This is a genomic window from Candidatus Neomarinimicrobiota bacterium, assembly GCA_041862535.1.
In the GTDB taxonomy this organism is placed as follows: domain Bacteria; phylum Fidelibacterota; class Marinisomatia; order SCGC-AAA003-L08; family TS1B11.
The window spans coordinates 1-7,745 of sequence record JBGVTM010000366.1 but is presented as its reverse complement, the minus strand read 5'-3'; the positions used below and the strand labels follow the sequence as shown (position 1 = coordinate 7,745).

Sequence of the window (7,745 nt, the reverse complement as noted above, 5' to 3'; positions counted from 1 at the left end):
GCTGCCATAGACCGGGTCAAGGTCGCCTTGCCTGACCTGAACCCGGGACCAATCCGCTTCCAGTTCATCCGCCAGGATCATGGGTAGGGAGGTCCAGACCTTTTGCCCGAACTCGCTGCGGTGCATGGTGATGGTTACTGTGCCCGAGGTGTCGATGCTCACCCAGACGTTGGGTTTGAAAGCGGTGGAGGCCTGAGCGGCCAATTTTTCGGGTAAAGCCAGGTAGAAGCCGATGGCCAGGCCGGTTCCGGCCGCGGCCGAGATTTTCAGGAATTCACTTCTGCTGATGGTAGTCCTGGTTTCCATTTCACACCTCCCGGGCGGCCCGGTGGATGGCCCGACGGATGCGCTGGTAGGTGCCGCAGCGGCAGAGAGCCCGGGACATGGTTTCGTCGATATCTTTATCGGTGGGTTTGGGATTTGTCGCCAGGAGGGCGGCGGCGATCATGATCTGGCCGGGCTGGCAATAGCCGCATTGCGATACCTCTTCCTCAACCCAGGCCCGCTGCAAGGGGTGACTGCCATCGGGGGACAGGCCCTCGATAGTTGTCACCTTGCGGCCGGCCACAGCGGAGAAGGGGGTCATGCACGAGCGAATAGGCTTGCCATCCAGATGAACTGTGCAGGCCCCGCACAGTGACATACCGCAGCTGTATTTGGTCCCTGTTAAACCAAGGGTATCGCGGAGCACCCAGAGCAACTTCATGTCCGGCTCTACTTGCACTGATTTTTTATGTCCGTTGACAATGAAGTCTATTTTTGGCATAGGATTGTTCCCCCAAGAGTTTGGATTAATAGCCGCTTTCGTTCAGGAAGTCCAACCGGGTAGACCTCTTTACTGAAGTACAGGCAGGATCGCTGATCGCTGACGATAAGCACTAAAAAATATAACTCAGTTTGCTCGTTCACCGATCTCAATTTAATAAGGGGCACAACTTGCGGGTTATATAATACCGGATTAAGGATGCTGTTCACCTCAGTAAGAGACCTGGCAGATATCTCGTCTGGAGGAACTTGGATTCGGGGGGAGGGGATGTAACCCGGTGGGAAAAATGGCTGAGTACCGAGGAGTGAGTGGGGAAGTCTGCAATTAAAAGAAGCTCGTTTTGGAGGGTACTTTTTGCTTTAAACAGTTCAGACCTTTTACAATACTCTTGTTATATTAGCCGTCGTACAATCTAACAGGTTCAGGTTCCAGACGCGGCACGTTCCGCACCCGGAAGCGCGATGAAGCATAGCCGTATATTTATATTCCTTATCTCAGGGGCTACGGCCGCCATGCTTGATATTCCCGGTGACTCATTAGCCATACCGACCGGCATTGAGTCTGCTTCAGCCGGGGGTACCATACTTGTCCAGCCTGGCACCTGCGTGGGGATTATTAGCTTCAACAGGGCTGAGGAGGCGGCGGGCAAAGCAACCTAATATGGCACTTCGAATAGCCATCTGGATTATGAGTCTGGGTATTTGCCTTTTGGCCGGGGGCGAGCCTTCAGGAGGCCTGCGCTTACAATCAGCCGAAAGGGCAGCGGTCACGATCAGTGTCGGTGGAGCGGAGGCCGATATTGCCGGTTTTACTTCGGAAGCGATTCAGCGGGCCATTGATGAGTTGAAGGTTCGTGGCGGCGGCGTGGTGAGACTGACACCGGGGGTCTTTCATATCAAGGCGCCCGTCAACCTGTGCAGCGGCCTGGAGCTGGTGGGTTCCGGGCCGGAGACGGTCCTGAGAAAGATCGACGGATTCAGCACCCAGCTGGCGGTCGATGCGGATTATGGAGAGCGGCAGCTGACAGTAGCGGACGCCGCGGGTTTCGAGCCGGGGATGGCGGTACATATCTACGACGCGGAGCATAATAATGCCTGGGAGGTGTCCACCGCCGTGATCACCGTGATCGAGGATAATGTAATTTACCTTGACGCTTATCTTTTGCGGGACTATCGGGCAGACCGGGAAGGCGGAGTTTCCACGGCCAGCGCCATCATCGCCGCGGTGGAAATCGAAGGTGTGCGCATAGGGAGCTTAGCGGTGGATGGCAACCGCGGCCGAAATGAGTTCATCAACGGCTGCCGGGGCGGGGGTATCTACCTGTACGATGTCCGTAATGCTCTGGTTGAAGACGTGTCGGTCAAGAATTTCAATGGCGACGGCATCAGCTGGCAGATGACCCGGGATGTAACGGTGCGCAACTGTGTTGTCTCAGAGTGCAGCAAGGACGGGCTCCATCCGGGGACCGGTTCGTATAATACGCGCGTCGAGGGTAGCACATCTTCATATAACGACAGGGATGGACTGTACATCTGCTGGCGGGTGCAGGACGGGATGGTTAACGGCAACCGGTTTCATCATAACAAGCGATCCGGCATCTGCACCGGCCATAAAGATAGCGATATGGTATTCAAAGAGAACCGGATATACGAAAACGGGAAGGCCGGGGTATATTTCCGCAGTGAACGGGAAGCGAACGCGCCCCATCGCAACCGGTTCCAGAACAATACCGTCGAGGACAACGGCACCGCCGACGGGGGCTACGGCTTTCTCATCGACAGTCCCGTCAGGGAACTGGTGCTGGAAGGCAACACCATTCGTGACACCGGCCAGGGCGTCCAGAAGGCCGCGGTCTACCTTTTCCGCCGCGATTTGCCAGTATCGCTGGAAGGCAATATCATCAGCGGCCACGAGGACGGGGAGATTGTCTTTGGAGACTGATAAGTCATTGAAACTTTCCAAGGACAGGTAATGAAACATGGTGGGGCGCATTCACGGCGGTCCGGCTTTTTGGTATGTTGGCTATGGTAATCAACATACGTAAGCTTGCCGGCAAGTCCGTAACGAAGACTCGCCGTCAACAGACGGCTAAATATTAAACGAGATTCGAATAACCCTTAACTCTTCCAGAACAATATTAAAAACACTTAAGACTTTCCTGCCTGGTATTTTCCTGCTGGGATTTAATATAGGTACCGGCAGTGTAACCGCCATGGCCAAGGCTGGTGCTACCTACGGCATGTCCCTGTTGTGGACTATTTTCCTTTCATGCATGGTAACCTACTTTATGATCGTTCATTATGGCCGGTACACCCTGGTCACCGGTGAGACGGCACTTTATTCCTTCAAGAGACATATTCATCCGGCGCTGGGGATTTTCTTCATCATCGCATTAACCACCGCCGTCAGTGCCAGTGTAATCGGGGTAATGGGGATTATCGTTGATATCTGCAGCGAATGGTCAAAGATATATATCTCTGGTGGTATCGGTCCCCTCTACTTTGCCGCTTTTTTCATATTTCTTATATATATAATATTCTGGAAGGGCAGCACGCAGGCCTTTCAAAGAGCGCTGGCGGTGATTGTGGCTATCATGGCGGGCAGTTTCATTCTCAACTTCTTTATCCTGAGTCCGCCTCCGCTGGAAATCCTCAAAGGAATGATACCCAGCATTCCAACGGTGCCGGAGGACGTGGGGAAAGGCCCTTTTCTGGTAATCGCCGCCATGGTCGGCACCACGGTCTTTTCGGGCCTGTTTATCGTGAGAACGACGCTGGTCAAGGAGGCCGGCTGGACCCTGGAGCATCTAAAAATTCAAAAAAGGGACGCGCTGGTCTCCAGCCTGATGATGTTCCTGATCAGTGCCACGATCATGGCCGCGGCTGCCGGGACCCTGTATGTGCATAAACTGGGACTTTCACACGCTTCCCAGATGATTGAGCTGTTGGAACCCCTGGCCGGTCGGCTGGCCACCGCCATTTTCGTTTCCGGTATCGTGGCCGCCGGCTTGTCATCACAGCTGCCCAACGTTCTACTGCTGCCCTGGCTCTTGTGCGATTACTCCGGCACCCCACGGGATATGAAGCTGGCGAGGTACCGCGTGATGGTGCTGCTCATCTCCCTGCTCGGCTTCACCGTACCCCTGCTGCAGGCCCCGCCTGTACCGGTCATGATCACCTCCCAGGTCTTCTCGGCCATCATCCTGCCCGTCACCGTGTTAGCCCTGATCTGGCTCGGCAATCGCAAATCCCTCATGGGAGAATATACCTACACTCCCTCAACCAATGTCATTCTGGCGCTGATCCTGCTTTTCGCATTGTATATGTGCGGTGTCGGCATCAAGGGTTTCTGGGAAACACTGTTGCATTAAGGAGCATTTCGGCATGAAATACGTATTCGCAACGACCAACCTCAAACGCTACCGGTTTCCGACGCACCGCAATGACCTGGTCATGGACCGGAGCGAGGCGGACGTGTCGGAAGTTTTCCTGGTGGTGCTCGAGCCGGGACAGGCCCCTCCGCTCCATAAACACGACGATACCGAACAGGTTTTCTATATCCTGGAGGGCGAAGGCACCTTGACCATCGGAGCCGAAAAGGTCGGTTATCCCGTCGGGCCCGGCGACGTAGCAAGGATTCCCGTGTCCACCTATCACTCCATCCGGGCCGCCGGGAAACAGGGGCTGCGCTACCTGGCCGTGGACTGCTTCGTCGGTCCGCGTCCCGCCGATGAACCGACCTGGGACGATCACGTCAAGGTGCTTTGCCGGGAGCAGGGCTGGGACTACGAGGAGGTAGTCGAGTAAGAGTCCGTTGATTTTTTGCTTCAGGTCGCTGCCAGGATTGGCAGCCAGCAGCCGTAAATGCCAGCTGCTGGAAGTTGCAACCGGAGCCAGTTAATCCATCAAGCTGGTGTTGCCGAAGTAGGGTTTTGAGCATCAAACTAGAACGCTTCGGATTGAGCGCAAACTAACCCTTGTAGTATCCAGGATGCCCTCTTAGTTTATTCTATGTTTTGTATACATTCCTTTTGCGACGGGCAATCATGGCATGCTCGCTTCCACCCGGAAAAGTCTGACATTTGCACTGTGCAAGGAGGCCAAATAATAGGTGGCTGGTCAGTCACACTAGCAGGAACATGAGAATCGAAAAGGAATCCGTTACCGATGGGACCGGTTCGACAGAGAAATCTACAGACCTACACGCGCGCGGACTTTCTTAGAACTTTCGGACTGGGGGCCGCGGGGCTTACGCTGATCGGTTGTGGTATTAAAACGCGCGGGGCGCGTCGACTGCCGAATATCATTGTCATTTTTGCCGATGACCTGGGTTATGGCGATCTGGGTGTGTTCGGTCATCCCACTCTGCGTACATCCAACCTGGACCGCATGGCCGCGGAGGGCATGAAACTGACGCAGTTTTATGTCGCCGCCTCTGTCTGTACACCCAGCCGGGCGGCGCTGTTAACCGGACGATATCCCATTCGCAGCGGGATGTGCAGTGACAAACGACGGGTGTTGTTCCCCGACTCCGGCGGCGGTCTGCCCGCCAGCGAAATCACCATCGCCGAAGCCCTGAAGTCCAGGGGCTACGCCACCGCCTGCATCGGCAAGTGGCATCTGGGGCACCTCCCCCAATATCTGCCCACCAAGCACGGATTCGATACCTATTACGGCCTTCCCTACAGCAATGACATGCACAACGTGGAGCGGGGTGATCCACCGGTTCCGCTCATGCGAAATGAGGATATCATCGAGCAGCCGGTCGATCAGGCGACCCTTACGGAACGCTATACCCGGGAAGCAGTACAGTTCATTGAAGACCACCGGGATGAGCCCTTTTTCCTTTATTTCCCCCATACCTTCCCCCACATCCCCTTGTTTGCGTCAGCGGATTTCAAGGGGAAAAGCCTGCGGGGGCTATATGGCGACGTGGTTGAGGAAATCGACTGGAGCGTGGGGCAGATTCTGGATACGCTGCAGCGTCTGAAACTGTTCGCAAGCACCCTGGTGCTGTTCACCAGCGACAACGGTCCCTGGCTGACCCAGGACCTGGAGGGGGGATCAGCGGGTTTGCTGCGCGGAGGTAAGGGCAGCACCTGGGATGGGGGCATGCGCGAGCCTACCATCGCCTGGTGGCCGGGGACAATCCCTGCCGGTATGGTGAACGCCGGCCTCTCCAGCACCCTGGACATTCTGCCTACCTGTCTGGCGCTGGCAGGGGTGGCGCTGCCCACCGACCGGACCCTCGATGGGGTCAACATGCTTCCCATGCTGCGTGGAGCAGGCCCCAGCCAGCGGGATACAATGTTTTTTTACCGGGGCACCCGGCTTTGCGCCGTCCGCCAGGGACCGTGGAAAGTCCATTTCACTACCCAGGCCGGTTATCAGGACCAGCCCCACGAACACGATCCACCGCTGCTCTTCCACCTGGAGCACGATCCGTCTGAAAAGTACAATGTGGCCTCTGACCACCCGGAGGTCCTGGCCAGGATCATAAAAGTAGTGGAAGCCCACCAGGCCACCATCGAGCCGGTTGAGAACCAGCTGGAGATCCCCCTACCCGGGTAGTGCAAGAAATCGCTGGAGGGATACCGAGCCTGTAAAATAAAGGCGCGCGTGAATGATAAAGTCCCTGCTCAGACAGGGGCTTTGTAGTGACCCGGGGGGAATCCCCCGCAGGGGTCCCTCTGGGAGAACCCCCGACCAGCAATGGATTAAAAGAACGCTGCGCACCGACAAGAAATTCGCTAATGGTGAAATAAATAGACAGTGTTTGGGTGAATTTTGTTAAGAAGTTGGTTTTAGGGCAGGAGTTTGCCCACAGGTGACCAGCCCAGACCGGCTTCATCTTATGCATCTTCACTTTCTCAGTAAGAGATGATTAACGCTTCACCACCAAGACTGCCTGTCATACCCAGCAATTCATAGTATACTGCTTGACATTTTGTTGTCAACTTTGTATCCTTTATTAATAATTGGTTGAAGCACGAATTACAGGCTCGGGCAAGGCTTGAATTCCAGCCGGGTGGAAGCGTACGATGGCGTCCATGAATTCTGTCCACAATATTAGAGCAACTTTACTATTGCTGATAGCCCTGGGGATATGTCCCCTGAAATCCTCAGAACCGGACAACTCGTCCTGGGCCATACTAGGAGGTGTCTCTGGTGGATGGATGAAGGTCTCATACCAGGACATGAATGAACGGCTCCAACGCTATCATCACATTGATGGGATTGAATATTCAATCGCCCGGCAATTATCGCTGGAATACAGCAAGGCGATTAAGATGGTGTTGGTGAATTAGGGGGGAATACTTGTCCCATATGAACATCCATGAAGCAGTGCGCTTGATCCGAAACAGGAAGCTACCCCCTACCGTTCTGGCTTTTATCCTCCTTCTGGTCCCTCAGCTCAGCGCACAAACTTTTCCGCGGCAGCAGCGTGTAGTGACCTATTTGCCTCAAGGTTATGTCCTGAGCCAACTAAGCGGCCAGGGGATCGTGGGAGCGGTCGAGCCATCCATTGCGAACCTGGCCGCTACCAATCCGGCCCTCATGGCCGAGTTTCATGATATAAGCGCGGGGGTATCGTTACAAGCCGAGACAAAGATAAAGCCCGGCTGGATTGCGGATATAGGCTACCGTCGACCGCCCAAACGGTTCCTCCAATCCATCGGATTAGTGTTCCCCCTTGAACCACTGAGAATCGGGCTGGGGTACTTCCAGAAGTACTCCGCTGAGAGACTTATTGACTCCGTTCTGATTACTAGTACCTGGGAGCCTGATGGGACTGTTGAATATGTAACACCGTATATGCATACCGTTATTGAAACCTGGGCAGTGTCGAGCGCCTTCGCGTTACGTCGCGTGCTGGGAGCTGATGACCCGATGAGTATTGCCCTTGGCATTCATCTTAACAACCTGGTCTTTTTCGAGTCCATTGAACATGTAGCGGAATCATACAGCAAGGATGCCAG

At 54.9% G+C, this 7,745-nt stretch carries 8 protein-coding genes; 6 read left to right on the top strand and 2 right to left on the bottom strand.

The window, feature by feature from the left end; all coding sequences use genetic code 11:
• A partial coding sequence (locus ACETWG_13180) for a molybdopterin cofactor-binding domain-containing protein (GenBank protein MFB0517539.1) occupies nt 1-306 on the bottom strand: 306 nt, incomplete at its 3' end.
• 1 nt (nt 307) lies between these two features.
• Nucleotides 308-766: a (2Fe-2S)-binding protein gene (locus tag ACETWG_13175; GenBank protein MFB0517538.1), complete on the bottom strand. Its 459-nt coding sequence runs from the start codon at nt 764-766 to the stop codon at nt 308-310.
• A 660-nt stretch (nt 767-1,426) separates the two neighbouring features.
• Between ACETWG_13175 and ACETWG_13170 the strand changes: the two genes are divergently transcribed.
• From ACETWG_13170 to ACETWG_13145, 6 genes are all read left to right on the top strand, one after another.
• On the top strand, nt 1,427-2,707 hold the full coding sequence (locus ACETWG_13170) for a right-handed parallel beta-helix repeat-containing protein (GenBank protein ID MFB0517537.1): 1,281 nt from the start codon (nt 1,427-1,429) through the stop codon (nt 2,705-2,707).
• Nucleotides 2,708-2,978: 271 nt separating this feature from the next.
• The gene (locus ACETWG_13165) at nt 2,979-4,136 is read left to right on the top strand and encodes an NRAMP family divalent metal transporter (protein ID MFB0517536.1); all 1,158 of its coding nucleotides are present in this window, start codon (nt 2,979-2,981) and stop codon (nt 4,134-4,136) included.
• 13 nt (nt 4,137-4,149) lie between these two features.
• Nucleotides 4,150-4,572: a cupin domain-containing protein gene (locus ACETWG_13160; GenBank protein ID MFB0517535.1), complete on the top strand. Its 423-nt coding sequence runs from the start codon at nt 4,150-4,152 to the stop codon at nt 4,570-4,572.
• A 360-nt stretch (nt 4,573-4,932) separates the two neighbouring features.
• Nucleotides 4,933-6,336, top strand: a complete 1,404-nt coding sequence (locus ACETWG_13155) for a sulfatase (protein ID MFB0517534.1) — start codon at nt 4,933-4,935, stop codon at nt 6,334-6,336.
• A 605-nt stretch (nt 6,337-6,941) separates the two neighbouring features.
• Complete coding sequence (locus ACETWG_13150) at nt 6,942-7,073, top strand: hypothetical protein (GenBank protein ID MFB0517533.1); 132 nt, start codon at nt 6,942-6,944, stop codon at nt 7,071-7,073.
• A gap of 19 nt (nt 7,074-7,092) precedes the next feature.
• The coding region (locus ACETWG_13145; GenBank protein MFB0517532.1) for a hypothetical protein at nt 7,093-7,745 on the top strand (653 nt) is incomplete at its 3' end.